This is a genomic window from Solwaraspora sp. WMMA2059 (genome assembly GCF_027497315.1).
Taxonomy (GTDB): Bacteria; Actinomycetota; Actinomycetes; order Mycobacteriales; family Micromonosporaceae; genus Micromonospora_E.
Map to the genome: position 1 here is coordinate 628674 of NZ_CP114908.1, position 25923 is coordinate 654596.

21 protein-coding genes and 2 pseudogenes are annotated in these 25923 nt (G+C 70.2%); 12 read left to right on the forward strand and 11 right to left on the reverse strand.

The window, feature by feature from the left end:
* Positions 1-6: 6 nt before the first annotated feature.
* The gene (gene xseA / locus O7553_RS02890; protein ID WP_281553344.1) at positions 7-1236 is read right to left on the reverse strand and encodes an exodeoxyribonuclease VII large subunit; all 1230 of its coding nucleotides are present in this window, start codon (positions 1234-1236) and stop codon (positions 7-9) included.
* A 126-nt stretch (positions 1237-1362) separates the two neighbouring features.
* Between xseA and O7553_RS02895 the strand changes: the two genes are divergently transcribed.
* Entirely contained in the window at positions 1363-2370 is a 1008-nt protein-coding gene (locus O7553_RS02895; protein WP_281553345.1) for a 4-hydroxy-3-methylbut-2-enyl diphosphate reductase, read from the forward strand.
* A 5-nt stretch (positions 2371-2375) separates the two neighbouring features.
* Positions 2376-2840: a hypothetical protein gene (locus O7553_RS02900; protein WP_281553346.1), complete on the forward strand. Its 465-nt coding sequence runs from the start codon at positions 2376-2378 to the stop codon at positions 2838-2840.
* A gap of 123 nt (positions 2841-2963) precedes the next feature.
* Here O7553_RS02900 and O7553_RS02905 read toward each other — a convergent pair whose 3' ends face one another.
* Positions 2964-6221 (reverse strand): S8 family serine peptidase, encoded by a 3258-nt coding sequence (locus O7553_RS02905; protein WP_281553347.1) that lies wholly within the window; start codon positions 6219-6221, stop codon positions 2964-2966.
* A 172-nt stretch (positions 6222-6393) separates the two neighbouring features.
* A complete protein-coding gene (locus tag O7553_RS02910) occupies positions 6394-7614 on the reverse strand; it encodes a DNA recombination protein RmuC (RefSeq protein WP_281555440.1) in 1221 nt (406 codons plus the stop codon).
* A gap of 88 nt (positions 7615-7702) precedes the next feature.
* On the opposite strand from O7553_RS02910, the gene O7553_RS02915 reads away from it, so the two are divergent.
* From O7553_RS02915 to O7553_RS02925, 3 genes are all read left to right on the forward strand, one after another.
* Complete coding sequence (locus tag O7553_RS02915) at positions 7703-8470, forward strand: hypothetical protein (RefSeq protein WP_281553348.1); 768 nt, start codon at positions 7703-7705, stop codon at positions 8468-8470.
* 60 nt (positions 8471-8530) lie between these two features.
* Positions 8531-9148, forward strand: a complete 618-nt coding sequence (locus tag O7553_RS02920; protein ID WP_281553349.1) for a hypothetical protein — start codon at positions 8531-8533, stop codon at positions 9146-9148.
* 110 nt (positions 9149-9258) lie between these two features.
* Positions 9259-9399 carry a hypothetical protein gene (locus O7553_RS02925; RefSeq protein ID WP_281553350.1) on the forward strand — a complete coding sequence of 47 codons (141 nt, stop codon included), beginning with the start codon at positions 9259-9261 and terminating at the stop codon, positions 9397-9399.
* Between the two features lie 45 nt (positions 9400-9444).
* Here O7553_RS02925 and O7553_RS02930 read toward each other — a convergent pair whose 3' ends face one another.
* Positions 9445-10197, reverse strand: coding sequence for an SGNH/GDSL hydrolase family protein (locus tag O7553_RS02930; RefSeq protein WP_281553351.1), 753 nt, complete (start codon positions 10195-10197; stop codon positions 9445-9447).
* 361 nt (positions 10198-10558) lie between these two features.
* On the opposite strand from O7553_RS02930, the gene O7553_RS02935 reads away from it, so the two are divergent.
* On the forward strand, positions 10559-13966 hold the full coding sequence (locus O7553_RS02935) for an IPT/TIG domain-containing protein (protein WP_281553352.1): 3408 nt from the start codon (positions 10559-10561) through the stop codon (positions 13964-13966).
* 140 nt (positions 13967-14106) lie between these two features.
* Positions 14107-14934 carry a class I SAM-dependent methyltransferase gene (locus O7553_RS02940; protein ID WP_281553353.1) on the forward strand — a complete coding sequence of 276 codons (828 nt, stop codon included), beginning with the start codon at positions 14107-14109 and terminating at the stop codon, positions 14932-14934.
* A gap of 262 nt (positions 14935-15196) precedes the next feature.
* On the opposite strand, the pseudogene O7553_RS02945 reads toward O7553_RS02940, so the two are convergent.
* The 5 genes and pseudogenes from O7553_RS02945 to O7553_RS02965 form a co-directional block, all read right to left on the reverse strand.
* A pseudogene (locus O7553_RS02945) lies at positions 15197-16852 on the reverse strand (ABC transporter ATP-binding protein); the annotation flags it as partial.
* A 62-nt stretch (positions 16853-16914) separates the two neighbouring features.
* Positions 16915-18699, reverse strand: a complete 1785-nt coding sequence (locus tag O7553_RS02950; protein ID WP_281553354.1) for an ABC transporter ATP-binding protein — start codon at positions 18697-18699, stop codon at positions 16915-16917.
* Positions 18700-18729: 30 nt separating this feature from the next.
* Positions 18730-19257 carry a methylated-DNA--[protein]-cysteine S-methyltransferase gene (locus tag O7553_RS02955; RefSeq protein ID WP_281553355.1) on the reverse strand — a complete coding sequence of 176 codons (528 nt, stop codon included), beginning with the start codon at positions 19255-19257 and terminating at the stop codon, positions 18730-18732.
* Positions 19258-20745, reverse strand: coding sequence for an AlkA N-terminal domain-containing protein (locus O7553_RS02960; protein ID WP_281553356.1), 1488 nt, complete (start codon positions 20743-20745; stop codon positions 19258-19260). It abuts the gene before it with no gap.
* 55 nt (positions 20746-20800) lie between these two features.
* Positions 20801-22048 carry an MFS transporter gene (locus O7553_RS02965; RefSeq protein WP_281553357.1) on the reverse strand — a complete coding sequence of 416 codons (1248 nt, stop codon included), beginning with the start codon at positions 22046-22048 and terminating at the stop codon, positions 20801-20803.
* A gap of 312 nt (positions 22049-22360) precedes the next feature.
* Between O7553_RS02965 and O7553_RS02970 the strand changes: the two genes are divergently transcribed.
* The 5 genes from O7553_RS02970 to O7553_RS02990 all read left to right on the forward strand — a co-directional run bounded on the left by O7553_RS02970 (position 22361) and on the right by O7553_RS02990 (position 25283).
* Complete coding sequence (locus tag O7553_RS02970) at positions 22361-22831, forward strand: hypothetical protein (RefSeq protein WP_281553358.1); 471 nt, start codon at positions 22361-22363, stop codon at positions 22829-22831.
* An 83-nt stretch (positions 22832-22914) separates the two neighbouring features.
* Positions 22915-23421 (forward strand): hypothetical protein, encoded by a 507-nt coding sequence (locus O7553_RS02975; RefSeq protein WP_281553359.1) that lies wholly within the window; start codon positions 22915-22917, stop codon positions 23419-23421.
* A 33-nt stretch (positions 23422-23454) separates the two neighbouring features.
* Positions 23455-24540: a redox-regulated ATPase YchF gene (ychF, locus tag O7553_RS02980; RefSeq protein WP_281553360.1), complete on the forward strand. Its 1086-nt coding sequence runs from the start codon at positions 23455-23457 to the stop codon at positions 24538-24540.
* Positions 24541-24651: 111 nt separating this feature from the next.
* Positions 24652-24891 (forward strand): hypothetical protein, encoded by a 240-nt coding sequence (locus tag O7553_RS02985; protein WP_123605371.1) that lies wholly within the window; start codon positions 24652-24654, stop codon positions 24889-24891.
* The gene (locus O7553_RS02990; protein ID WP_278167157.1) at positions 24888-25283 is read left to right on the forward strand and encodes a PIN domain-containing protein; all 396 of its coding nucleotides are present in this window, start codon (positions 24888-24890) and stop codon (positions 25281-25283) included. Before O7553_RS02985 ends, O7553_RS02990 begins: the two co-directional genes overlap by 4 nt.
* Positions 25284-25337: 54 nt before the next feature.
* On the opposite strand, the gene O7553_RS02995 is transcribed toward O7553_RS02990, so the two are convergent.
* A complete protein-coding gene (locus O7553_RS02995) occupies positions 25338-25781 on the reverse strand; it encodes a Uma2 family endonuclease (RefSeq protein ID WP_281553361.1) in 444 nt (147 codons plus the stop codon).
* Positions 25724-25921: pseudogene (locus O7553_RS03000) on the reverse strand (Uma2 family endonuclease); the annotation flags it as partial. The gene O7553_RS02995 and the pseudogene O7553_RS03000, both read right to left, overlap by 58 nt.
* Positions 25922-25923 lie beyond the last annotated feature (2 nt).

Consider the following 25923-nt stretch of genomic DNA (forward strand, 5'->3'; position numbering starts at 1 on the left):
CCTCACTCATTCGGTTCGGGCGGCGACGGCCGGCAGCTCACCGCCGGCCAGTCGCAGCCGCAGCGGGTCGCCAGCCGCGACGTCGTCGGGGGATCGGACCACCGCGCCGGCGGCGTCCTGCACGATCGCGTACCCCCGGTCGAGGGTCGCGGCCGGTGACAGCGCGCGCAGCCGGGCCAACGTGTGTCCCAGCTCGGCGGTGCCGGCGGACAACCGGTGCGCCAGGCAGCGGGTGGCCCGGTCCCGCAGCGCGTCGACCTCGCCGACCCGCCCGTCCAACAGCACCTGTGGCCGGGCGAGTACCGGCCGGGACCGGACCATCTCCAGCCGGTGTGTCTCCCGGTCGAGCAGACCGGTCACCGCCCGGTCCAGCCGGTGCCGGGCCAGGGCGATCAGCCGCAGCTCCTCGGCCAGGTCCGGCACCAGCCGTTTGCCGGCGTCGGTCGGCGTGGACGCCCGTACGTCGGCGACGTAGTCGAGCAGTGGTGCGTCGGTCTCGTGGCCGACGGCGCTGACCACCGGGGTACGGCAGCCGAACACCGCCCGGCACAGCGCCTCGTCGGAGAACGGCAGCAGGTCCTCGACGCTCCCGCCGCCGCGGGCGATGACGATCACGTCGATCGACGGATCCGCGTCGAGCACCGCCAGCGCGTCGATCACCTGCGGCACCGCGCCGGAGCCCTGCACCGCGACGTTGACCACCCGGAAATCGACCGCCGGCCAGCGTCGGCGGGCGTTGGTCAACACGTCCCGTTCGGCGGCCGACGCCCGGCCGGTGATCAGCCCGATCCGTTGCGGCAGGAACGGCGGGCGGCGCTTGCGGGACCGGTCGAACAACCCCTCGGCGGCCAGTAGCTTCTTCAGCTTCTCCAGCCGGGCCAGCAGCTCACCGAGGCCGACCTGGCGGATCTCGTCGGCGCGCAGGCTGAGCGTGCCCCGCGCCGGGTAGAACTCCGGCTTGGCGCGTAGCACCACCCGGGCACCGTCGGCCAGCTCCGGCGCGCCGAGGTCGAGCACGTCCCGGTTGGTGGTGACGGTCAGGCTGAGATCCGCCGACGGGTCACGCAGGGTCAGGAACACGGTGGTCGCGCCGGGCCGCCGGCTGATCTGCGCGACCTGCCCGTCGACCCACACCCAGCCGAGCCGGCCGATCCAGGCGCTGATCTTCTGGCTGACCACCCGGACCGGCCACGGCTCGTCCGCGCTGCTGCGCGGCGTCGCGTCGGTGTCGGTCACCCGGCAAGGGTACGGGCGGGCGGTGACACCGACGCCGCTCGCCCCGCCGGGAGGCGTCCGGCCCCGGCCCGGTCCCGCCGGTTGGTCACGCTGCCGCCGTGGTCGACGGCACGTAGACTCGGCCGGGTGAGCGAGCCTGACGCGAAACCGGTCCACCGCAAGCGGGTGCTGCTGGCCAATCCCCGTGGCTACTGTGCCGGCGTCGACCGCGCGGTGCAGACCGTGGAGGAGGCGCTGAAGCTGTACGGCGCCCCGGTCTACGTACGCAAACAGATCGTGCACAACAAGCATGTGGTCTCGACCCTGGAGGCCAAAGGCGCGATCTTCGTCGAGGAGAACGAGGAGGTTCCGCACGGCTCGACCGTGGTCTTCTCCGCGCACGGCGTCGCTCCGGAGGTGCACCGGCAGGCGGAGGCGCGGTCGTTGAAGGCGATCGACGCCACCTGCCCGCTGGTGACCAAGGTCCACCAGGAGGCCCGCCGGTACGCCGCGCAGGACTACGACATCCTACTGATCGGCCATGAGGGCCACGAGGAGGTGGTCGGCACCTCAGGCGAGGCTCCGGCGCACATCCAGCTGGTGGACGGCCCGGAGGACGCCGACAAGATCACCGTACGGGATCCGGAGAAGGTGGTCTGGTTGTCGCAGACCACGCTGTCGGTCGACGAGACCATGGAGACCGTCGCCCGCCTCAGGCGGCGGCTGCCGATGCTGCAGTCGCCGCCGACCGACGACATCTGCTACGCCACCCAGAACCGCCAGCAGGTGATCAAGCAGATTGGGGCCGATTGCGACGTGGTGCTGGTGGTCGGTTCCCGCAACTCGTCCAACTCGGTGCGGCTGGTCGAGGTAGCGATCGACGCCGGTGCTCGCGCCGGTTACCTGATCGACTTCGCCCACGAGATCGACGACGCCTGGCTGGCCGACGCGACCACCGTCGGGCTGACCTCGGGCGCCAGCGTCCCCGACGAGTTGGTGCACCAGGTGGTCGACCACCTCGCCGATCGGGGTTTCACCGACGTCGAGCAGGTCACCACGGTCGAGGAGACGATCACCTTCTCGCTGCCGTCCGAGCTGCGCCGGGACATGAAGGCAGCGGCGGCGGGAACGGACGTCCCGGTCACCGCGTCCTAGTCGGTATGAGAGTCACTCGGATCGGCGTACCCCTGTTGCTGACCTGCCTGGCGCTGCCGGCGTGCGGCACCGGTGAACCCACCACCGAGCCCGACCCCGACCCGGTGCCGACCGTGACGGTCGCACCGTCCTCGCCGCCGGCAGCCGAATCACCGAGCGGAGGTGCCACGGTGAGCACAGCACCGCAGACCCCTGGACCGCCCGAGGACCTGCCCACCTCGGTCCCGGGGGGCACCCCAGGGCCGGGGAAGTCGACCGGGTCGTCGCGGCCGATGACCCTGACCGGCACCGTCGAGGCCGGGGTGGAGCACGACTGCTACCTGCTCGACGGCTATCTGCTGGTCGGCGGTTCGCATGACCTGATCCGTCCGGGTGCCCGGCTGAGCGTCACCGGGCACGTCCAGGCTGACCTGATGACCACCTGCCAGCAAGGCACCCCGTTCATGGTGCAGCGGGTCGAGCCCGCCTGACCGGCGGCGCGACCGCCGACCCTGGTGCGCGCCGACCACCGGCGTCGGTGCCCGTAGGACACAGTGAAGGGCCCACCCCGACTCGGGGTGGGCCCTTCTTCCGTCGTACGGCTTAGCCGACGGTCAGCTCACCGAGCTGACCGAGACCCCGCCGCGGCCGACGACCGCGCCCTGGTCGGTGACGACGAGCATCTCACCGAACAGCTCCCGGCCCGCCTCCGGAGTGGCGTCCACCGTGACGCTGCCGCTGAGCGTGGCGCTGGCGCCGTTGACCAGCTCCGTCGAGCCCGACTCGACCGAGATGGTGCCCAACCCGGTCGAGTAGAACACGTCCAGGTAGTCGTACTCGGTGGTGCCGGCCGGCACCGAGTACCCGTCGACCTCGATGTCGTAGACACCGGGTGCCGGGTTGTCGATGGTGACAGCCTCTTCGGAGTCGCCGTCGGCGGTGTAGTCGATCAGCGAACCGTTCCGGTAGACGAACAGGTCCAGGTCGGCGCTGAGATCGCTGGTGTTGCCGATCTTCGCGAACAACCGGGTTGCCCCGGCCGGGACCGTCACCTGGAAGGTCTGCACCTCCAGGTCGGCGATCGTCGGCCGGTCACTGTTCGCCGAGCCGAGCGAGCCGCCCTGCCCCGAGACGACGACCGGGCCGAAGATGTTCTCCACCGTCCAGCTGAGCGGGGTGGTCTCACCGAGGGTGACGTCCTCGAGCACCGTGCTGGTCGGGTCGACGGTGACGCCCTGTACCTGGGCGGTCAACTCGAACGGGTTCTGCAGCATCGGCGAGGTCCGCCGCGACTCCACCTCGATCTCCCAGACCCCCGGCAGCGGGTCCTGGTAGTCCCGCTCGTCCGGCTTGCAGACGTCCGGGTCGGAGAAGTTGGTGTAGCAGCGCAGACTGCTGGAGCTTTCCAGCGGTACGCCGTACGGGTCGATCGCGATGAACCGGGTCTGCGATCCGTCCGCGATGCCCGACAGGCTGACCTGCAGCGCCGTCGCGCCTTCCGGCACCGTGACGAAGTACGACGTGTACGCGTTACGCGTCACCTTGCCGGAGGTGCTGAACTCGTACTCCGGGCTGGTCATCGCGGTAGATGCCACCACGGTGTTCATGATCTCGAAGTCGGCCGTGGCGGTGAACGGGTTGTCCACCCGGAGGATGGCACTGTGCACACCGGCGTCCGGGGTGGCCCGCACGTTGAACGTGACGGCCTCGTTCAGCGGCAGCACCACCTGGCCGGGGGCAGCGAAGGTGCCGTCGTTGCCGACCCACTTGAGCTTGTGCAGCAGGTCGACGTCCGGGCCGCTGGTCCGGGTGATGGTGACCGGGTAGGACTTGAACTGGCCCGGCCGGTGACCACCGGCGTCGGCGGCGCACCGGTTGTAGACGCCGGTGCCCTCGTGCGGGGTGGCCAGGTACTCCGAGATCGGGGTGCAGACCGGAGCGCTGACGTCGTAGCCGTTGACCTCGACGCCCTCGCGCAGCAGCTTCCAGGTGTCGGCCACGTGCAGCATGCCGTTGCCCTGCTCGTGGGCGGAGGCACCGTTGATCCAGCGGGCACCGCTGTACAGCGCCCGACGCAGCTGCATCGGGGTGACGTCGAGGTCCTTGGCCTTGACGCCCGACATCAGCAGGGCAACCGCGCCGGTGGCCTGGGGAGCGGCCATCGACGTGCCGTTGTACATGGCGTAGCCGGGCGGCAGCGGGTAGCCGGCCTCAGGGACCGGGCCGCCCTCCTCCCAGCCGGCGACGGTGGAGATGGCCGCGCCGGGGGCGCTGATGCTCGGCTTGAACCCGCCGTCCTCACGCGGACCGCGCGACGAGAAGGGGAACAGCGAGTTGCGGGTGCGTACCTCGGAGCCGTAGTTGGCCAGCCAGGTGTCCCGGCTCACGCTCGCGGCGACGCTGACCACGCTCGAGGCCACCGACGGGTCACCGATGGTGTTGGTGCCCGGGCCGGAGTTGCCGGCCGAGATGAACATCTGCACGCCGTACACGTCGATGAGGATGTTGTAGAGCTCGGCGCGGGCGTTGTTGCCGTCGTTGAGTGCCGGCAGACCACCGATCGACATGTTGATGATGTCGACGCCCCGGTTGATCACCAGGTCGATCATGCCGTCGGTCAACGCGGCGGCGGTGCAGCCGCCGGCGAAGGTGCAGGCCCGGGAGGAGACCAGCTTGGCGCCGGGCGCGGCGCCGTCGAAGTCCTCGTTGCCCAGCATGTCGTTGGCGGCCACGATGCCCGCCACGTGGGTGCCGTGCGACGACGAGATCAGTCCGATGTTGACGTAGTCGATCAGGCCGGGGCCGCCGACCGGAGCGGTGTCGACGTCGGTGCGGAACTCGACGACGAACGGCACCTGCTCGGCGATCGGGGTCGAAGGATCGTCCGTGCCGAAGTGGCCGATGTCGAAGTTCTCCTGGTACGGGCGCATCACCGGCTCGTCGGTGAAGTCGAAGTCCTGGTCGACGTCGACCCGTACGTCGTTGGTGGCCGGGTCGTACAGCACCCCGAACCGGTCGCTGGTGTCGCCGTCGCGGTTGACGTCACCGTTGGCCGACCCGCCCGCGGTGATCGACTCCGAGAACAGGTTAATCATGTAGGAGCCGGCCGGCGCGGACCAGGTGACGCCGGCGTAGCTGAAGCTCGGGCCGCTCACACCGGTGAGCATCGGCCGCCAGGTGCCGTCATTCTCGTAGACCGGGTCGATCGGGGTGACCCAGTCGACGATCTTCCGCTCCCCGGTGGTGGTGGTCTGCAGCGCCGGGTGGTCCAGGTCGATCCCGGAGTCCATGATGCCGACGAGGACATTGCGGCCGTCCCAGCGCGGGTGGCTGTTCTTGAACGAGACCGCGCCGGTCTCATTGGTCGGCATGTAGGGGTTGACCGCGCCGGTGTCCGGCCCCGGGCCGGTGGTCGCGCTCGCCACGGAGGAAGCCGCCGCCATGCTCTCCGGCATCGGGTCCGGCATCGGGATCGTCTCGTTGAGGTCGACCGCCGAGACCCCGGGCAGTTTCGACGCCGCGACGACGTTCTTGACCGGCACGCGGGCCCGGACATAGCCGACCTCGTCGACCTGGTTGCCGATCACGCCGCCGAGCTTCTTCAGCTCGGCCGCGACCTTCGGTGCCTGGCCCTGCTCGGTGGCGACCAGCAAGGTGACGCTCTGCTCGCTCTTCGCCTCCGCCTCGGCGAGCAGGTCGAGATCGTGCGACCCCAACGTATCGGTAGGGGTGTCCTTCAGTACGTCGGCCTTGGTCGACGGGTTGGCGCTCGCGGTGGACGCACCACCCGCCAGCGTCACGGCACCGGCCACCATGACGGATGCCAGGAGCGCGGCAGAGGTTCGCCGTCTCCAGATGCGGGGTTTACTCACGTTCTCTTCCTCCGGAAGAACTGGGCCCTGTGGTGCAGGGCACGTGTGACCGCATCCTTTGTGTTCCGGTGGATCGCTGTCACTACCTAGCCAAGCGTTGTGACCAGCCCGTGACATAAACTTCCCTGAATAGGTGGCGTGGTCGTAGTGAAATGCCTGCAATGAGTGATGTCTATTTGGGGTTTTCCCAGCTCAACCCGGTCCACTCGGGACGTGTCCGATGCGCCCGGTCATCGCCGGCCGACGGCGATTCCAGCTCCGGCGCCTGCACCTGACGGGGCGCCACCTCGACCTGTGGCGGGGGCGTCAGTTCAGCGCCGGAAACCCCGAGATCGGCGAGTTTGCGCGCACTGACCAGGACCCGCCCCTCCAGCGATCCCACCGCCCGGTTGTACGCGGTGACCGCACCCCCCAGCGCGTTACCCAGCTTCGTGACATGCTCGCCCAGCGTGGCCAGCCGCCCGTACAGTTCACGGGCCAGCCCGTGCACCGCCACCGCGTTACGGGCCAGCGCCTCCTGTCGCCACGAGTACGCCACCGTACGCAGCAGGGCCACCAGCGTCGCCGGGGTGGCCAGCACGATGTCCCGGCTGAACGCGTGCTCCAGCAGAGCCGGGTCGCGCTGCAACGCGGCGTCCAGGAACGGGTCGGCCGGCACGAACAGCACCACGAACTCCGGCGTCTGATCGAACGCGGACCAGTACTGCTTCGCGGCGAGCGCGTCCACATGGGTCCGCAGCTGCCGGGCGTGGCTGTCCAGGTGCTGGTCCCGGGTGCGCTCCTCGCGGGCCTCCATCGCGGACAGGTAGCCGTCGAACGGTGCCTTGGCGTCGACCACCACGCTGCGCCCGCCGTGCAGCCGTACCACCAGATCCGGGCGGACCGTCTGCTGCTCGGTCCGCGCGGTCACCTGCTCGGCGAAGTCGCAGTGCTCGAGCATCCCGGCCGCCTCGACGATGCGCCGCAGCTGGTGCTCACCCCACCGGCCCCGCACCTGGGGCGCGCGCAGCGCCGCCACCAGCTGCTTGGTCTCGGTACGCAGCTCAGCGGAGACCCCGCCCATCGCCCGGACCTGCTCACGCAGCTCGGCGTACGCGTCGACCCGGTCGTGCTCCAGCTCAGCCACCCGCTGCTCGTAGCGGCGCAGTGCGTCGTGCAGCGGAGCCACCGCCCGCGCCACCGCCTCCTGCGACTGGGCGGTCGCCTCGTACGACAGCGCCCGCATCGACTGCTCCAACCGACCCTCGCCGTCGCGGGTGGCGCGCAGCGTCGCGTCCAGCCGGGCGATCTCGGTCGCCGACCGGGCCCGGGCAGTCAGCCAGCCGAGCGCCGCGCCGCAACCGAGACAGACGACCACCACCACAACCGTCGCGACATCCACGCCGGAAAGCATGTCAAACAGGTACGCCGCCCGCCCGCCGACGCCCGGCACCGCCCGTCGTTGTGGCTGGTGGTGGATCAGGGCGGCTACCGTCGTAGCCATGGAATTTCTTCTGCTCCTGGTCTTGGTGGCGTTGTTCGCCGGCGGCCTGCTGTGGTGGCGGGGGGAGAGCGCCGCCCGCAAGGAGCGGGCGCTGGCCGACGCCCGGGCCGAGGCACAACGCTGGTACGAGCGGCTCGGCGGCCAGGTGATGAACCTGCACGGCGACCAGCCGGCGGTCCGGCAGTCGCTGCTCGACGCCGGCGAGCGCTACACCGCAGCCGGCTCCCAGTTGGAGCAGGCCCGCAGCCTCAAGCAGTTCGAGCTGGCCCGGGAGACCGCCCTGGAGGGCCTGGCCTACGTCCGGGCGGCCCGGGTGGCGCTCGGCATCGACCCCGGTCCCGAACTGCCCCCACTGGCCGCCGCCCGGGGCGCCGGGCAGCTCACCAAGGAGCGTGAGGTCGACGTCCAGGGGCAGACCTTCCGGGCCGGGCCCAACCCGGGCCCGCAGACGCCGCACTACTACCCGGGCGGCTACCACCAGGGCCGGCCGGTGCCGGCCGGCTGGTACTCCCAACCGCTGTGGAAGCCGGCGCTGGCCGGGGCGGCCGGTGCGATCGGCGGCATGCTGGTCTTCAGTGCATTGTTCTCTCCGACGTTCGGCGACCCCGGCTACGACGCCGGGTACGCCGCCGGCTTGGAGGACGGCGGCGGTGACGAGGACTTCTCCGGCGGGGAGGACTTCTCCGGTGGCGAGGATTTCGGTGGCGGCGACTTCGGCGGTGGGGATTTCGGTGGCGGCGACTTCGGCGGATTCGGGGATTTCTGACCTTCGGAAGTAGGGCTACCCGGATGGTCCGCCGGCCGGCGACCGGGCAGGCTCGTCGTCGTGGACACCAAGCGACAGATTCAGCGCGGGTGGCTCGCCGGTCTCGGCGCGGCGGCCCTGGCCACCGGGGCGGCGACCGCCGCCGCCCAGTCGCCCGGGCGGTTCCACTGGTGGGCCGGGTTCATCCTGGTACCCGGCGCGTTGATCGCCGCCGCCGGTGGCCCGCTGATGGCCCGCGGTGGCGGCCGCGCCTTCGGTGGATACGTCGTCGCCGGCATCGGCGCGATCGTCTTCACCGTGGGCGCACTGCTCATGCTGGGGCTGATGGGTGACGGCTGGCCGTTGCTCGTCGTGCTGCCCTGCCTGGCGGTGGCCGGCACCTACCGTTGGCGTCCGGACCATCCGCTCGCCCGAGGGCTGCACCGCACCGTGGCCCTGCTGGCCGTAACCGGTGCCGGGGTCGGGGCCACCCTTGAGCTGATCGTGACCGGTCTGGTCGACTTCGGCACCATCGGCTGGTGGGGCGGTTTCATGATGCTCGCCGCCGCCTCGGTGTTCGCCAACGCACTCGAACTCGGCCGGCACCGGATGCCGTACCGACTGCAGGCGGTGACGCTGCTCGTCGGGCCGTCGGTGGTGGCCTTCCTGCTCGGCCTGCGCTTCCTGCGCGGCTGGTGACCGGGCCGCTGTCCCGGTCACCAGCCGGTGAGCAGCGGCTAGAGGTTGTAACCGCCGGACACCTCGATGTCCTGTGCGGTGATCCAGCCGCACTCTTCGGCGCCAGATGGGTGCTGCTGATACCGGCCGCGGACAGCAGCGCCGCGATCACCCTGCCGATGTCGTCGGGCTCGCCGATCCGGCCGAGCGCGGTCCGAGCGGCGAGCGCCGGGATCACCTCGGGGTGGCGTCGTCGACCCGCCCTGGTGTGACGCACCGCCGCGGCGGCGGTGTTGCCAAAGCGGCGCAGCGGCGGGTCAGCCGGCCTGGACCGGCACCCAGTCGGCGTACTTCGCGGTCCGCCCGTCACCGGACGAGCGGCCGCGCAGCCGGCGGTGTACCCAGGGCACCACGAACTCCCGGTAGTAGCGGGCCTCGGCGAGCAGGCTGCGCCGGCCGACCGGTGCCGGGTTGACCACGTGCGCCTCGGTCGGGTGGCCCAGCCCGTCCAGCACCAGGCTGGCGACCCGGCGGTGGCCGGCAGAGTTGAGATGCAGGCGGTCGGGCGACCAGTACTGTTCGCGGCGGATCTCCACGTCGCTGAAAACGTCGATGAAGTCGAGACCGTGCCGGGCTGCGAGCTCAGCGGTGGCGGCGGTCAGCGAGACCCCGCGCCGCCGCATCGTCGTGCCGAACGGCAGCCGGGCGCTCGGGTCGCCGCCGCTGAGCAGCACCAGCCGAACCCCGGCGTCGGCGCAGCGGCGTACCGCGCCCTCGGTCAGCGCGACCAGCCGGCTCAGGTCCGTGCCGGGGCGCATCATGTCGTTGCCGCCGCCGTTGAGGGTGATCATCGTCGGGAGTGGGGACAGCGACAGTGCCCGGTCGAGCTGCTGGGTGACGATCGGCTCCAGCAGCCGTCCCCGGACCGCCAGGTTGGCGTACTGCACGCTACCGCCATTCGCGGCGGCGAGCCCGGCGGCGACCAAATCGGCCCAGCCGCGTACGGTGCCGTCCGGCAACTCGTCGCCGAGCCCTTCGGTGAAACTGTCCCCGATCGCCACGTACCGCACCCGCGACCCTCCCCGTTCCGCGAAACCAGCGGCACCAAGTTACCTCCCGGTACTGACAGGTGCTGTGACGCGGATCCTGTTCTGACGGTTGGCGGGCAGTGCTTCCTGACCGGGCAGCCCGTCCGAGGCCAGGTGAGTGAGCTTAGGGATCAACTTGCGGGCACGTCCGGCGAACGGCGGAAGTGGATCTGTTCAGCGGACGCCGTCCCGTCTGGCCAGCTACGCCGCGCCGGACATGCGTGTCGAGTGAGGTGGACCTCCGGTAGTTTCGCGCGACTTGCCCTATTTGCTGTCGTTCTCGTTTCTGACGGATGGGCGCACCGGCCTGTCCGGCTCACGCAGAAGACGAGACGGGGGAAAAGTGCAGTCAACGTTGAAACGGGTGGCCAGCGTCTCGCTGGCCGCGCTACTTGGCACCGCTGGCGGGTTGGCGGTGACGGCCGCACCCGCCTACGCAGCTCCCGGAGACGCGCATGCGAGGGGGGTGATCGTCGACCTCTCGGCTGAGGTCCTCGGGATTTCGGTGATCGAGGCCAGTGCGGTGATCGGGTCGGTGGACGCCCCACCCGCCGGCGGCACCGACACCGAGACCCTGCTCGACATCACCCTGCCGGGAGCCATCGGCGTCGCCGCCGACGGCACCGTCCTGGAGGTCAGCGCTACCAGGGGCCCAATTTCGTCGTCCGCCTCGTCCTCGGTCGCCGACGTGTCGTTGGACATCCTCGGGGTGAACGTGCTGACCGCATCGGCCGTCGAGGCTGCGGTCAGCTGCCCCTTCGTCGGTCCGCAGACTGCCGACACGACGTTGACCGGGCTTACCGTGTTCGGCCTGGCGGAGGTCCTGATCCCGAACGGGCCGAGCCTTGACGTGAGCGCCGCGGTGACGGTACCGGGTCTGGTCGGAGCGATGCTCGACGTCTCGCTGTCGCGTATCGAGACCGTCACCGCCGACAGCGCGGCGGCGGCCACCATCGTGCTCACCGCGTCACTCTCGGGTCTGCTCCTCGGGTTCCCGGTGGTCATCCCGGTCGGTGAAGTCATCATCGCCGAGGCCACCTGTGAACGTCCGGCCGCACCGGCGCCGCCGACTGCGTCGTCTATTGATCCGGATTCTGGTCCGCAGTCTGGTGGTCAGGTGGTGACGATCACTGGTTCGGGTTTTGTGCCGGGTGACACGGCGGTGACGTTTGACGGGTTGCCGGCCACTGATGTGGTGGTGGATCCGTCGGGTACGTCGTTGACGGCGGTGACTCCGGCGCATGCGCCTGGTGTGGTGGATGTGGTGGTGACCACTGATGGTGGTTCGACTGATCCGTTGGCGTACACGTATCTGGCTGATGGTTCGGATGCGGTGGTGACGGGTCTGGATCCTGATTTCGGGCCGACGTCTGGTGGTACCACGGTGACGATTACTGGTTCGGGTTTCACTGGGGCGACCGGTGTCACGTTTGATGGCGTGGCGGGTACGGGGTTTGCGGTGAATCCGGCTGGTACGGAGATCACGGTGGTGACTCCGCCGGGTGCTGCTGGTCCGGCTGATGTGGTGTTGGTGTTCCCGGCTGGTACTGCGGATGCGGGGATCTTCACCTATGTGCCGCCGACGATTGATTCGGTGGTGCCGGATTCGGGTCCGAACACGGGTGGTACCACGGTGACGGTCACGGGTTCCGGTTTTACCGGGGCGACTGATGTGACGTTCGGTGGTGTGCCGGGGACTGATCTGGTGGTGGATCCGTCGGGTATGTCGTTGACGGTGGTGACGCCGCCGGGGCCGGTGGGTCCGGTTGATGTGGTGGTGGTGTTGCCGGGTGACGACGCGGTCGCTCCGGACGGCTTCACCTACGTGGTCGCGCCGCCGACTGCGTCGTCGATTGATCCGGATTCTGGTCCGCAGTCTGGTGGTCAGGTGGTGACGATCACTGGTTCGGGTTTTGTGCCGGGTGACACGGCGGTGACGTTTGACGGGTTGCCGGCCACTGATGTGGTGGTGGATCCGTCGGGTACGTCGTTGACGGCGGTGACTCCGGCGCATGCGCCTGGTGTGGTGGATGTGGTGGTGACCACTGATGGTGGTTCGACTGATCCGTTGGCGTACACGTATCTGGCTGATGGTTCGGATGCGGTGGTGACGGGTCTGGATCCTGATTTCGGGCCGACGTCTGGTGGTACCACGGTGACGATTACTGGTTCGGGTTTCACTGGGGCGACCGGTGTCACGTTTGATGGCGTGGCGGGTACGGGGTTTGCGGTGAATCCGGCTGGTACGGAGATCACGGTGGTGACTCCGCCGGGTGCTGCTGGTCCGGCTGATGTGGTGTTGGTGTTCCCGGCTGGTACTGCGGATGCGGGGATCTTCACCTATGTGCCGCCGACGATTGATTCGGTGGTGCCGGATTCGGGTCCGAACACGGGTGGTACCACGGTGACGGTCACGGGTTCCGGTTTTACCGGGGCGACTGATGTGACGTTCGGTGGTGTGCCGGGGACTGATCTGGTGGTGGATCCGTCGGGTATGTCGTTGACGGTGGTGACGCCGCCGGGGCCGGTGGGTCCGGTTGATGTGGTGGTGGTGTTGCCGGGTGACGACGCGGTCGCTCCGGACGGCTTCACCTACGTGGTCGCGCCGCCGACTGCGTCGTCTATTGATCCGGATTCTGGTCCGCAGTCTGGTGGTCAGGTGGTGACGATCACTGGTTCGGGTTTTGTGCCGGGTGACACGGCGGTGACGTTTGACGGGTTGCCGGCCACTGATGTGGTGGTGGATCCGTCGGGTACGTCGTTGACGGCGGTGACTCCGGCGCATGCGCCTGGTGTGGTGGATGTGGTGGTGACCACTGATGGTGGTTCGACTGATCCGTTGGCGTACACGTATCTGGCTGATGGTTCGGATGCGGTGGTGACGGATCTGGATCCTGATTTCGGGCCGACGTCTGGTGGTACCACGGTGACGATTACTGGTTCGGGTTTCACTGGGGCGACCGGTGTCACGTTTGATGGCGTGGCGGGTACGGGGTTTGCGGTGAATCCGGCTGGTACGGAGATCACGGTGGTGACTCCGCCGGGTGCTGCTGGTCCGGCTGATGTGGTGTTGGTGTTCCCGGCTGGTACTGCGGATGCGGGGATCTTCACCTATGTGCCGCCGACGATTGATTCGGTGGTGCCGGATTCGGGTCCGAACACGGGTGGTACCACGGTGACGGTCACGGGTTCCGGTTTTACCGGGGCGACTGATGTGACGTTCGGTGGTGTGCCGGGGACTGATCTGGTGGTGGATCCGTCGGGTATGTCGTTGACGGTGGTGACGCCGCCGGGGCCGGTGGGTCCGGTTGATGTGGTGGTGGTGTTGCCGGGTGACGACGCGGTCGCTCCGGACGGCTTCACCTACTCGGGTGGCCCGGCACCGGTGATCGACTCGGTCGACCCTGGACAGGGACCGGCCAACGGCGGGACCACAGTGGTCGTCGGAGGCAGCGGCTTCATCCCAGGCCAGACGACCGTGACGATCTGCGGCAAGACGATTCCAGCGAACAAGGTCACGGTCAACAGTTCCGGGACCTCGCTGAGCTTCGTCACTCCGCCGTGCGACGTCAAGCACACAACCATCACGGTGACGACACCGAACGGCACCTCGAACGAGATCGCCTTCCGGTACGTGGGGCTGCCGGTCACCGGCAGCGCGACCACGAACCTGATCACCAGCGGCGGTGCGCTCGTGGTGCTGGGCATCTCGTTGCTCCTGCTCACCCGCCGTCGGGCGAACAGGGCGTGACACGTAACAACTGAGAAAGCGGGTGGCCCCGGGAGCGCATGAGCGACCGGGGCCACCCGCCGTTACCAGGCTCACCGGGCCGGACCCGACCGGACGATAACGGGGTGCCAGCGGCGTCGGATCATGCGATGGTCGGCGGCATGACCGACTATCTGGCGCTCAACCGGGCCAGCTGGGACGAGCGCGCGCCGGCACACGCCGCATCGCCGGACTACCGGGTGGCGCAGCTGATCGCCGACCCGGCGCTGCTCAGTGAGGTGGTGCGCTTCGACCTGCCGAGGCTCGGCGACCTGACCGGCGTACGCGGAGTGCATCTGCAGTGCCACATCGGCACCGACACGCTGTCGCTGGCCCGGCTGGGCGCGACCATGACCGGCCTGGACCTTTCCGGCGCGTCCCTGGCCGAGGCCCGGCGGATCGCCGCAGCCGCACAGACCCCGGTCGAGTACGTCGAAGCCGATGTCTACCGCGCCGTGGAGGTGCTCGGCGCGGGAGGGTTCGCCCTCGTCTTCACCGGGATCGGCGCGCTCTGCTGGCTGCCGAGCGTGACCCGATGGGCGGAGACGGTGGCCGCACTGCTGCGGCCGGGCGGCCGGCTGTTCCTGCGGGAAGGGCACCCGGCGCTGTGGGCGGTCGACGAGACCCGCCCGGACGGCCTGCTCGTGCTCGACCTGCCGTACTTCGAGACGGACCGGCCGCTGGTATGGAACGAGGACGGCACCTACGTCGATACGGCCGTCAGCTTCACCCATAACCTGACCCACTCCTGGAACCACGGCATCGGGGAGATCTTCACCGCGCTCACCGACGCCGGGCTCCAGGTGACGATGCTGGTCGAGCACGACAGCGTGCCGTGGAACGCGTTGCCCGGCCGGATGATAAAGGGCGACGACGGCGAGTGGCGGTTGACTGAACGACCGGAGCGGTTCCCACTCAGCTACACCCTGCAGGCGGTCCGGGTCAGCTAAGGCTGTCGCGCCACTGGTGGTGCAGCACGGCGTACCGACCGCCGTCGGCGATCAGGTCGGCGGGCCGGCCGTCCTCGACGATCCGGCCGTCGTCGAGGACCAGCACCCGGTCGGCGATCTGCACCGTCGACAGCCGATGCGCGATGACCAGCGCAGTGCGCCCGTGGCCGGTCGGCGAGCTGTTGGCCCCCGGTCCGTCGCCGTTGCGGCCACCGTCGTTGCCGCCACCGCAGTTCTGGCTACTGCAGTTCTGGCCACCGTCGAGCATGGTCTGCAACGCCCGCTGCACCAGGCGCTCGGTCGGCACGTCCAGCGACGAGGTCGCCTCGTCGAGGATCAAAACTGCCGGGTCGGCCAGCACCGCCCGGGCGAAGGCGACCAACTGCCGTTGCCCGGCGGACAGCCGCCCGCCGCGCCGGTGCACGTCGGTGGCGTACCCGTCGGGAAGTCCGGCGATGAACTCGTGTGCGCCGATCGCCCGCGCCGCAGCCTCGACCTCGGTGTCGGTGGCGTCCGGCCGGCCGAACCGGATGTTGTCCGCGACGCTGCCGGCGAAGAGGTGATTCTCCTGCGTCACCATGATCACGTCCCGCCGTAGGTCGCGGCCGGCGATGTCACGCAGGTCGATCCCGTCCAGGGTGACCGACCCGCTGACCGGATCGTAGAGCCGGGCCACCAGCTTGGCGATCGTTGACTTGCCGGCCCCGGTGGCCCCGACCAGCGCGACCGTCTGCCCGGCAGGAATGCGCAGGGTCAGCTCGGGCAGCACCAGACGGTCCGGCCGGTAGCCGAAGGAAACGGCATGCAGCCGCACCGCGCCGCGTACCGGCAGCGGCAGCGGCCGCGGCCGCACCGGTTCGGGGACGTCCGGCCGCTCGTCGAGTACGCCGGAGAGCTTCTCCAGCGCCGCGGTCGCCGACTGCAGCGAGTTGTAGAACTGGCTCAGCTCCTGCATCGGCTCGAAGAACCGGCGCAGGTACAGCAGGAACGCGGCGAGCACGCCGATCTCAGTGCGGCCCTGCAGCACCTGCCAACCGCCGAAGGTGAGCACCATCGCGATGGCCACGTTGCCGATGCCCTTGAGGCTCGGTGAGTAGATCGCGATCAGCCGGAACGCGTGCAGGCTGGCCCGCTGGAAGCCGGTGTTGACCTCTCCGAAGATCTCCTGGTTGCGGGGCTCGCGCCGGAACGCGTGCACGGCCCGGACACCGCCGAGCGACTCCACGAAGTGGACGATCAGCAGCGCCACAGTCTCCCGGGTACGCCGGTAGGCGACGGTGGAGGCGCGGGCGAACCAGATCGACATCCACAGCAGGAACGGGAATGCCAGCAGGGTCACCAGGGCCAGCGGCAGGTCCAGCCAGAGCAGGATCGCCGCCACCGAGACCACCGACAGCCCGGCGAGCACCAGATCGTCGATGCCGCCGTTGACCAGCTCGGAGATCGAGTCCATGTCACTGGTCAACCGGGCCACCACCCGGCCGGAGGTGTAGCGCTCGTGAAAGCTGACCGACAGGCCGAGGAAATGCCGGTACACCCGCTGACGCAGGTCGAGCAGGATCGCCTGACCGATCCGGGCAGACAGGATCAGGAAGCTGCGCTTGCCGACGTACTCGGCGACGGTGGCGACCGCGAAGGCGACGGCGATCGCGATCAGCGGCCCCGCGTCGCCGTCGTCGGTCAGCGGCGGAATGGCCCGGTCGATACCCAGCATCACCAGGTACGGACCGGCCATCGCGGCGGCGTTCTGCAGCAGCAGCAGGGCGACCGCCACCGCGATCATGCGCCGGTGCGGCCGGGTCAGCGAGCCGAGCAGCGCCCGGCTGCGGGCCCGGACCCGGGCGTTGTCGACCGGGTCGCCGTCGCCTGCGCCGCCGACCCCGTCCGCCGCCCGGTCGGAGATCCCACGCCAGTCCAGCTGCCCGTCGTCGTACCTGCTCGCGTCGCGATCTGCGGTACCGCCGGCACCGTCGGTCCGGTTCACCGCGACCTGACCAGGCCGGGTCCGTCGGCGGAGAGTACGGCCCGGTAGGCGGGCACGGTGGCGAGCAGTTCGGTGTGGGTGCCGACAGCCGCGATCCGGCCCGCGTCCAGCAGTGCCACCCGGTCGGCCAACGCGACCGTGGACGGCCGGTGCACCACCAGCAGCGCGGTGGTGCCGACCAGCACTCGGCGCAGCGCCTGCTCCACCAACGCCTCGGTGTGCACGTCCAGGGCGGACAGCGGGTCGTCGAGCACCAGCACCCGGGGCCGGCCCAGCACCGCCCGGGCCAGCGCCAGCCGCTGCCGCTGCCCGCCGGACAGTGACAGCCCCTGCTCGCCGATTCGGGTCCGCAACCCCCAGGGCAGGTCGTGGACGAAGTCGGCCTGCGCCAACCGGACCGCGGCGTGCACCTCGGCGTCGGTGGCGTCCGGGCGGCCGAGGGTCAAATTCTCCCGGACCGACATCGAGAACAGGGTGGGGTCCTCGAACGCCACGCCGACGCACCGGCGCAGCTCGTCGAGGCGCAGGTCGCGCAGGTCATGACCGTCCAGGGTGATCCGCCCGCCGGTGACGTCGTACAGCCGCGGCACCAGCGACACCAGGCTGGTCTTGCCGCTGCCGGTCAGGCCGGCGATGGCCAACGTCTCACCCGGCCGTACGGTGAGGTCGACGCCGCGCAGCACCGGCTCCGGCGTCCCCGGGTAGCCGAAGGTGACGTTGTCGAAACGCAACTCGCCGCGGACCTCACCGACCCGGATCCTGATGGCATCCGGTCGGTCGACGATCGACGGCGAGGTGTCCAGCACCTCCTGAATCCGGTCGGCGGCGGTCATCGCCTCCTGGGCGTGCGAGATGATCCAGCCCAGCGACTTGATCGGCCAGATCAGCATCAGTTGCAGGGTGACGAAGGCGACCAGTTGACCGATGGTGAGCTGCTGGTCGGCGACGGCGACAGCCCCGACAACCAGCACGACCGCGAGGCTCGCGTTCGGCACCAGGTCGTAGCGGGCCGAGGCATGGGCGAGCAGCCGGCCCTTGCCGACCGCGGTGTCGTGCAGCTCGCGGGCCAGGTCGGTGAAGCGCGCGGTGAGGTACGGCCCGCGCCCGAACGAAATGATGGTCCGCAGCCCTTGCGCGGACTCCTCGACCAGGGTGGCCAGGTCACCCTGCTGGTCCTGCATTCGTCGGGACACCCGCAGGTAGGCGCGGGTGAACTGGTGGCTGAACAGGTATAGCGGTAGGGCGCTGGCCGCCACCACCAGTCCCAACGGCCAGTACAGGTGCAGCAGCAGCGCCACCACGGTCAGGTAGGTCGCCGAGTTGAGGATCAGGAACAGCAGGCCGAAGGAGAGGAAGCGTCGGATAACCGACAGATCGCTGATCGCCCGGGACAGCAGCTGCCCGGACTGCCACTGGTCGTGGAAGGTGACCGGGAGTCGCTGCAGGTGGGCGTAGATGTCGTCGCGGATGGTGCTCTCCATCCCGATCGACGAGGCACTCTGTGTCCACCGCCGGATGAAGATGAGCACCGCCTCGACGACGCCGAGCAGCAGGGCGAGTCCACCGAGGAACAGCAGACCAGCGGGATCACCAGCGGCCACCGGGCCGTCCACCACCTCGGCGATGACCAGCGGGATGGCGATGCCGGCCCCGGTCGCTGCTGCGGCGGCCGCCAGCAGCCAACCAAGTTGACCGAGGTACGGGCGCAGGTAACAGCGCAGTCGCCAGAGATTGTGGACGGCGCGCCGCCGGGGCGGAGATCGGTCGGGTACGGCGTCCACACCACGACGGTAGCCGGTGCCGGCACCGGTTCACTGCCCTGCGAAGGTCACCTGCGATTCATGGTCGAGCAGCCACTTCTTGATCGGCAGACCCCATCGGTAGCCGCCCAGCGTGCCGTCGCCGCGCAGCACCCGGTGGCAGGGGACCACCAGCGCGACCGCGTTGCGGGCGCAGGCGCCGGCTGCCGCCCGGACCGCTGCCGGGCGGCCGGAGCGCAGGGCGAACGCCGTATAGCTGACCGGCTCGCCGGGCTTCACCTCACGCAGCGCCGACCAGGCGGTGCGCTGGAACGGACCGCCGCGCTGGCTGACCGGGAGCTGGTCGATCGCAGTGAGCTCACCGGCCAGGTAGGACCGTACGGCGCGGGTGACGTCGCCGAGGTCGGCCCGGTGGCGGACCGGTCCGCGCAGGTCGGGGTGGACCACGGCGAGCAGGTCGTCCGGGTCGGCGGTGAAGCCGGCGGCCCGCAGTGCCCCGTCCGGGTCGGCGATCAGTGTCAGCGGCCCGACCGCCGTGGCGATCGTACTCGCGTCCAATGTCGAAGACGTTGTCATCATTCACTCCGATGTAGATTTCGTTGGCGTGGCGGACCGCCACAGCCGCAGGTTGGCGTAGGACCGCCAGGGCCGCCAGCGCTCAGCGTGGGTGGTCAGGTCTGCGGGGGAGGCGGGCAGGCCGAGCGCCGCCGCGCCGCGCCGTACCCCCAGGTCGGTGCCGAGCAGCACATCCGGGTCGCCGAGCGCCCGCATCGCCACATAACCGGCGGTCCACGGGCCGATGCCGGGCAGTGCGGTGAGCCGGTGCGACAGCTCGGCCCGGTCGCTGCCCAGGTCGAGCCCGATGTCGCCGTCGGCGACCCCGGCGGCCAACGCGCGCAGCGTGCCGCGCCGGGTGGCTGGCATCGCGAAGGCGTCGTCGGGTAGGGCGAGCAGTTCGGCCGGGCCCGGGAACGGCGCCAGGCCGTCCGCAGGCAGGGCTGTTCGCGACCCGTCCGCAGGCGGGGCTGTTCGCGACGCGGTCGCCGCGCAGAGGCGGGCCAGCACCCGGCGGGCGGCGGACACCGAGATCTGCTGCCCGACCACGGCCCGTACCGCCAGTTCGAAGCCGTCCACCGCGCCCGGCACCCGGACCCCGGGCTCGGCGGCGACAGCAGCGGCGAACGCCGGATCGGCACCCAGCACGGCGTCCACCGCCGCCGGGTCGGCGTCCAGGTCGAACAGCCGGCGGCAGCGGGACACCGCCGGTGCCAGATCACGCAGGTCGGCGAGGCGCAACGCGGCGGCGAGGAAACCGTCGTGCGGGGTGAGCGCCACCGTGCCGGTGCCGTACGGCAACCGCAGCGCACGCCGGTATCTGCCGCCGTCGGCGGACTCCACGCCGGGCACCGCCCGGTCGGCCAGGAATCCGAGTACGGCGTCGACCGCCATCGGCCGACGGAACGCCAGCCGTACGGTGATCACCCCGGCCCGGTCGGGCGCACCGGGCCGTACGCGGCCGCGCAGCGTCGACGGCGGGCCGCCGTACACCGTCCGGAACGTGTCGTTGAACTGCCGGACGCTGCCGAACCCGGCCGCGAACGCGATCTCGGCGACGGTCAGAGCGGTCCGCTCCACCAGGATCCGGGCCGTCTGCGCACGCTGCGCCCTGGCCAACGCCAGCGGGCCGGCCCCCACCTGCTCGGTCAGCACCCGGGTGAGATGCCGTTCGGTGTAGCCGAGCCGGCGGGCCAGCCCCGGTACGCCGCCGCGGTCCACCACCCCGTCGCCGATCAACCGCATCGCCCGCCCGACCAGGTCGGCGCGGCGGTCCCAGTCGGGCGAACCCGGGGTGGCGTCGGGGTGGCAGCGCCGGCAGGCGCGCAGCCCGGCCTGTTGCGCGGCGGCCGCCGAGGCAAAGAACCGAACGTTGTCCCGCTTCGGGGTGACCGCCGGGCAGGACGGCCGGCAGTAGATGCCGGTCGACGTCACGCCGGTGTAGAACCAGCCATCGAAGCGCTGGTCGCGGCTGTCCACCACTCGGTAGCACCGCTCGAAGTCGAGCTCCATGGGTCGATCCTGCCCGCTTGCCGGCCCGGTCGGCTGGCGGGAATCGGACCTGCAGTCACGAGCCCTGGCCCGTGCCGGCCGGCTGGGTAGCGCTGGCCGTGCCGCCCGTGCCGCCCGTGCCGGCCGGCCGGGTAGCGCCGGCGGCCAGCAGGCCGATCGCCAACGCCCCGAGCACCACCAGCAGCGATCGTAGGATGCCGACCTGCTCGGCCAGGAAACCGATCAGTGGCGGACCGGCCAGGAACGAGGTGTAGCCGATCGAACTGACCACCGACACCCGTACCGCCGCCCGGTCGGCCTCGTCGGCGGCCGCGCTCATCCCGACCGGGAAGCCGAGCGACGCCCCGGCGCCCCACAGCAGTGCCCCGAGCAGCGCCAGCGGCAGCGTCGGCCCGAACACCACCAGGGCCAGGCCGATCAGGGCGAGCACCGCCGTCGCCCGCAGCACCGTCACCCGTCCCCAGCGTTGCAACGCCGTACCGCCGACCATCCGGGCGGCGGTCATCGCCGCGACGAACACCCCGAATGCGACCGCGCCGACCGCGTCACCGACTTGGTAGCCGTCGACCACGGCCAGGGTGAGCCAGTCGTTCGCCACCCCTTCGACGAACGCGAAGGCCAGCACCAGCAGACCGATCAGCAGGGTGCGCGGCTCCCGCCAGGCACGCAGCACCCCGGACCGGGGTGCTGCCGCGCCGGGCACCCGCACCGGGACCGGCAGGAACATCCGTACGGCCGCGGCGATCGAGGCGATCACCAGCAGTGCGGTGACGGCGAGTTGCCAGTCGACCGGCACCGCCAGCCAGGCACACCCGGCCCCGAGGAGCGCGCCGGTCACCGTACCCAGGCTGAAGCCGGCGTGGAAACGGGGCATCAGCGGGCGGTCGAGCCGGCGCTCGACGTCGGCACCCTCGACGTTCATCGCCACGTCCCAGCTGCTCAACCCGGTGCCGGTCAGCAGCAGCCCGGCGCCGGCCAGTGGCGGTGAGACGACCGCCACACCGACTGCGACGGCGAGCATCCCGACGGTCACGGCCGCGGCGCCCAGCAGCACCGTCCGGTGGGGCCCGATCGCGTGTACCAGCGGACCGGACAGCGGCAGCGCGCTGACCGCGCCCACCGACGTGCACAACAGCAGCAGCCCGAACTGGGCGTTGGTCAGATCGAGGGCGTCGCGGATCGCCGGGGTACGGGAGATCCACGAGGCGAACGCCAGACCACTGACCCCGAACGCGATCGCGACCGCGATGCGTGCCCGTTCCACCACCGGCCGCGCCAGCGCCGCCGCCCCGTTCGCCACCACGCCACCCGCTCCCCGCTCGCCCGGACCTTGTCGTCCACCCGAACGTCCGTCCGGGCGGCAACGGTACGCCGCTCGCAGCGGGTACCGCCCGGTGCTGCCGGGTCTGGCCGCGCTGGGCACACGGCGCCGTCGCCCTGCGCAGACGGTAGAGCACGCGTCACTGGTAAGTAACATGACGATGCTCACCATCAACTGCTGGCAGCGGCGCTCTCGCCATCTGTGTCGGTCGATGGGCTCCGTTCGGCGACCTGGCTCCTGGATCGATAGAGTGGCACAGTTTGGTGCACCTCGATAAAGGAGTCGGTAGATATCATGCGTCGCCTACTGGCCAGCGCCGTTCTCGGCTCGGCCCTGATCCTCGGATTCACCGGCTGCGGCACCGAGCCGCCGCCGACGGGCGCGCCGTCGCCGACCGTCGGCAGCACCACCGCCAGCGAGGCCGACATCCTCGCCGCCACCAACGCCGCATGCAATCAGGCGGTATCGATGAGCAGCGACTTCGCCGCCGGTTTCCAGCGTGACGTCAACCAGTTCGCCGACCCGACGGCCAGCGCGGGGGCGCCGGCGGACGCGAAGGACAACTTCGAGGCGCAGATGCGCGGCTGGTCGGCGACGCTCACCTCACTGGCCACCGGCCCGGTGTCGGACGAACTGCGGACGGTGCTGACCGAGAGTACGGCCGCGATCGAGGCCGCCACCGAGATCGGTGAGACTCCGCTCAGCGACGAGCAGGTCGCCGCCGTGGTGGCGATCCCAGAAGATTTCCGCGCCGTCTGCGAGTGACGTCCACGAGGGGCCGGGCGGGCCGGGAGCAGACGTCCGTTAGCCTGGTCCAGTTTGCTCGCCTCTCAATGGACGGATCTTCGATGCGACGTACCCTGATCACCGCCGCCGCTGCGACGGCGCTCGCGTTGACCCTGGCCGGCTGCGGCGGTGGCGACAGCGAAACCGACACCGCCGCCGGTCAGACGTCATCGCCGACGGCGACCGCGTCGGCCGACGCGGAGTCGGCCGGCTCCGCCGAGGGCGGGGCCGCCGCGGCCACCAAGACGGCATGCGACACGGCGGTACCGGTCGCCGAGGAGACTGCATCGACCATCGAGGCGTACTTCGCCGACCTCATCGCCGCAGTGGCTGAGGGCGGGACGGCTGCGGAGACCGCCGACGCCGAGTTCCGGGCCAAGTTCACCGACCTCTCGGCAATGCTGGAGTCGCTCGCCGCCGACCCGGTCGACGCCGACGTGCAGCAGGCGTTGACCGAGGCGTCCGAGTTCGCCGCCCAGATCGTCGACCCGGACGACAACACCCCGATGGGACAGGTGGAGGGTCGCCTGGCCGAGCTGGCGGAGAAGCTGAAGACCGCCTGCGCCTGACCCGCCACCGGACGCTGCGTAGACTCGACCGACGTGAGTCTCACCATCGGCATCGTCGGCCTGCCCAACGTCGGCAAGAGCACCCTGTTCAACGCGCTCACCAAGAACGACGTCCTCGCGGCGAACTACCCCTTCGCCACGATCGAGCCGAACGTCGGGGTGGTGGGGCTGCCGGACGGGCGGCTGGGCAGGCTGGCGGAGATCTTCGGCTCGGAGAAGACCATCCCGGCGCCGGTGTCGTTCGTCGACATCGCCGGTCTGGTGCGGGGCGCGTCCAAGGGGCAGGGCCGAGGCAACGCCTTCCTGGCCAACATCCGCGACGCCGCCGCGATCTGCCAGGTCGTGCGGGTCTTCTCCGACCCGAACGTGGTGCACGTCGACGGCAAGGTCTCCCCGGGTGACGACATCGCCACGATCAACACCGAGCTGATCCTGGCCGACCTGCAGACCTTGGAGAAGGCGCTGCCCCGGCTGGAGAAGGAAGCCCGGCTGCGCAAGGACCGGGCGGCGATCCACGCAGCCGCGAAGGCCGCCGCCGCGCTGCTCGACGGCGGGACCACGCTGTACGCGGGTGCGGCCGCCGCCGGCATCGACGTCGCCGAGCTGCGTGAGCTGCACCTGCTCACCACCAAGCCGTTCCTGTACGTCTTCAACGTCGACGAGGACGAGCTGGGCAATGCCGAGCTGCTCGCCGAGCTGCGGGCGCTGGTCGCCCCGGCCGAGGCGGTCTTCATGGACGCCAAGATCGAGTCCGAGTTGATCGATCTGCCGGACGACGAGGCGATGGAGCTGCTGGAGTCGACCGGGCAGAGCGAGCCGGGGCTCAACCAGCTGATCCGGGTCGGATTCCGTACGCTCGGGTTGCAGACGTACCTCACCGCCGGGCCGAAGGAGGCGCGGGCCTGGACCATCCCGGTCGGGGCGACCGCGCCGGAGGCCGCCGGGGTGATCCACTCCGACTTCCAGCGCGGCTTCATCAAGGCCGAGATCGTCTCCTACGACGACCTGGTCGCGGCCGGCACGATGGCGGCGGCCAAGGCGGCCGGCAAGGTTCGGATGGAAGGCAAGGAGTACGTCATGCAGGACGGCGACGTCGTCGAGTTCCGCTTCAACGTCTGATTTCGGCATGCTGGGCACGAGCCGGCATGTGGCGTGTCCCAAGGTTCGCGGTGTCTGCGAGGGGGTAGCAGCTGTGCCCAGCTCGCGGTAATACCGTGGTATGGTTGTTGGATGGCGAGGACGAGGAAGGTCACGATCACGCTGCCGGTGGAGCTGCTGGAGAGCATGAAGTCGCACACCGACAACGTCTCCGGCTACCTCACCGAGCTGGCCGAGCGGGCTGAGCGGCGAAGGCTTCTCCGGGAGGAGTTGGACCGCTATCAAGCTGAGTCCGGGGCGTTCACCGATCAGGAGATGGCCGAGGCCCAGGCGCTTCTGTACGGGACCAGGGAGACGGACCGGGCGGCGTGAGCCTCGAATCGCTTGTGCTCGACTCGCAAGGCTTCTCGGGATGGATCGGCCGGGATCGCATGGTGATGCGACTGCTGGAGCAGGCGGAGCGTGACGGGGCTGATCTGGCCATGTCGGCTGCCACGATCATCGAGGTTTCCCACACCGGCGTGGACACCGCTCGGCTGACCTGGCTGTTGTCCCGCATTCGTGTGGAGGCGGTGACGAAGGAAAGCGCCCGTCGCAGTGCGGGGCTGTTGAAGGCGGCGGGGTTGCACGGGCACAAGTACGCCATCGATGCCATGGTCGCCGAGATGGCGCTACGACTACCCGCGCCGGTCGCGGTCTTGACGTCGGATGTCGACGACATGACCAAGTTGTGCGGGCATCGGGTTCGGGTCATCAGGCTGTAGGCCGGCCCTGCGGTCATGGCAGAGAGGTGTCAGGCAGTTGAGCGGCTGCCCGGCTCAGCTTTTTCGACCGGGCACAAGCCCGTCCAGATTCAGCTTGAGCTCGAACGGCGTCGTGGTGTGCAGCTCGTGGCGGTGGATCCCGGTCGCGACGTACGACCGGGTGGGCTCGTCGAGCTCGTAGGCGTGGACCACCGGTGATCCACCCTCGTCTTCGACGCGCCAGTAGTGCGGGATGCCGGCTTCCGCGTACTTGCGCAGCTTGACCGTCCGGTCGCGGTGGTCCGACTCCGGCGAGACCACCTCGACGACCAACAGCACCTGGTCGGGTGTGTAGAAGGTGCAGTCCGGGTCGTAGTAGGGAGCCCGCGTGGCGAGGAGATCGGGCTCGGGGCGTTCCGTTCGTCGAGCCGAATCGTCATCTCCCGCTCGATCTCGACGCCTGCTGGCGCCTGCTCCATGAGGGCGAAGAGCAAAGCGGAGACAGCTCGGCCGTGCCAAGCCCGCTGGGGGGACATCATGAAGACGAGTGCTCCGTCGATCAGCTCGGTGTGACGGGGCGCCTGCGGGAGCTGGTCGAGGTCGTCGGCGTACCACCCTTCAGGGCGGGGCGGCCGCATCCACTCGGGCACTGCGGTCATGT

Excerpts from the sequence above, each read along its gene's own strand:
- O7553_RS02960 (WP_281553356.1), bottom strand. The coding sequence starts at position 20,745 with ATGGAGCTCGACTTCGAGCGGTGCTACCGAGTGGTGGACAGCCGCGAC.
- O7553_RS02910 (WP_281555440.1), bottom strand. The coding sequence starts at position 7,614 with ATGCTTTCCGGCGTGGATGTCGCGACGGTTGTGGTGGTGGTCGTCTGT.
- O7553_RS02970 (WP_281553358.1), top strand. The coding sequence starts at position 22,361 with ATGCGTCGCCTACTGGCCAGCGCCGTTCTCGGCTCGGCCCTGATCCTC.
- O7553_RS02955 (WP_281553355.1), bottom strand. The coding sequence starts at position 19,257 with ATGATGACAACGTCTTCGACATTGGACGCGAGTACGATCGCCACGGCG.
- O7553_RS02900 (WP_281553346.1), top strand. The coding sequence starts at position 2,376 with ATGAGAGTCACTCGGATCGGCGTACCCCTGTTGCTGACCTGCCTGGCG.
- O7553_RS02975 (WP_281553359.1), top strand. The coding sequence starts at position 22,915 with ATGCGACGTACCCTGATCACCGCCGCCGCTGCGACGGCGCTCGCGTTG.
- O7553_RS02915 (WP_281553348.1), top strand. The coding sequence starts at position 7,703 with ATGGAATTTCTTCTGCTCCTGGTCTTGGTGGCGTTGTTCGCCGGCGGC.
- O7553_RS02985 (WP_123605371.1), top strand. The coding sequence starts at position 24,652 with ATGGCGAGGACGAGGAAGGTCACGATCACGCTGCCGGTGGAGCTGCTG.
- O7553_RS02940 (WP_281553353.1), top strand. The coding sequence starts at position 14,107 with ATGACCGACTATCTGGCGCTCAACCGGGCCAGCTGGGACGAGCGCGCG.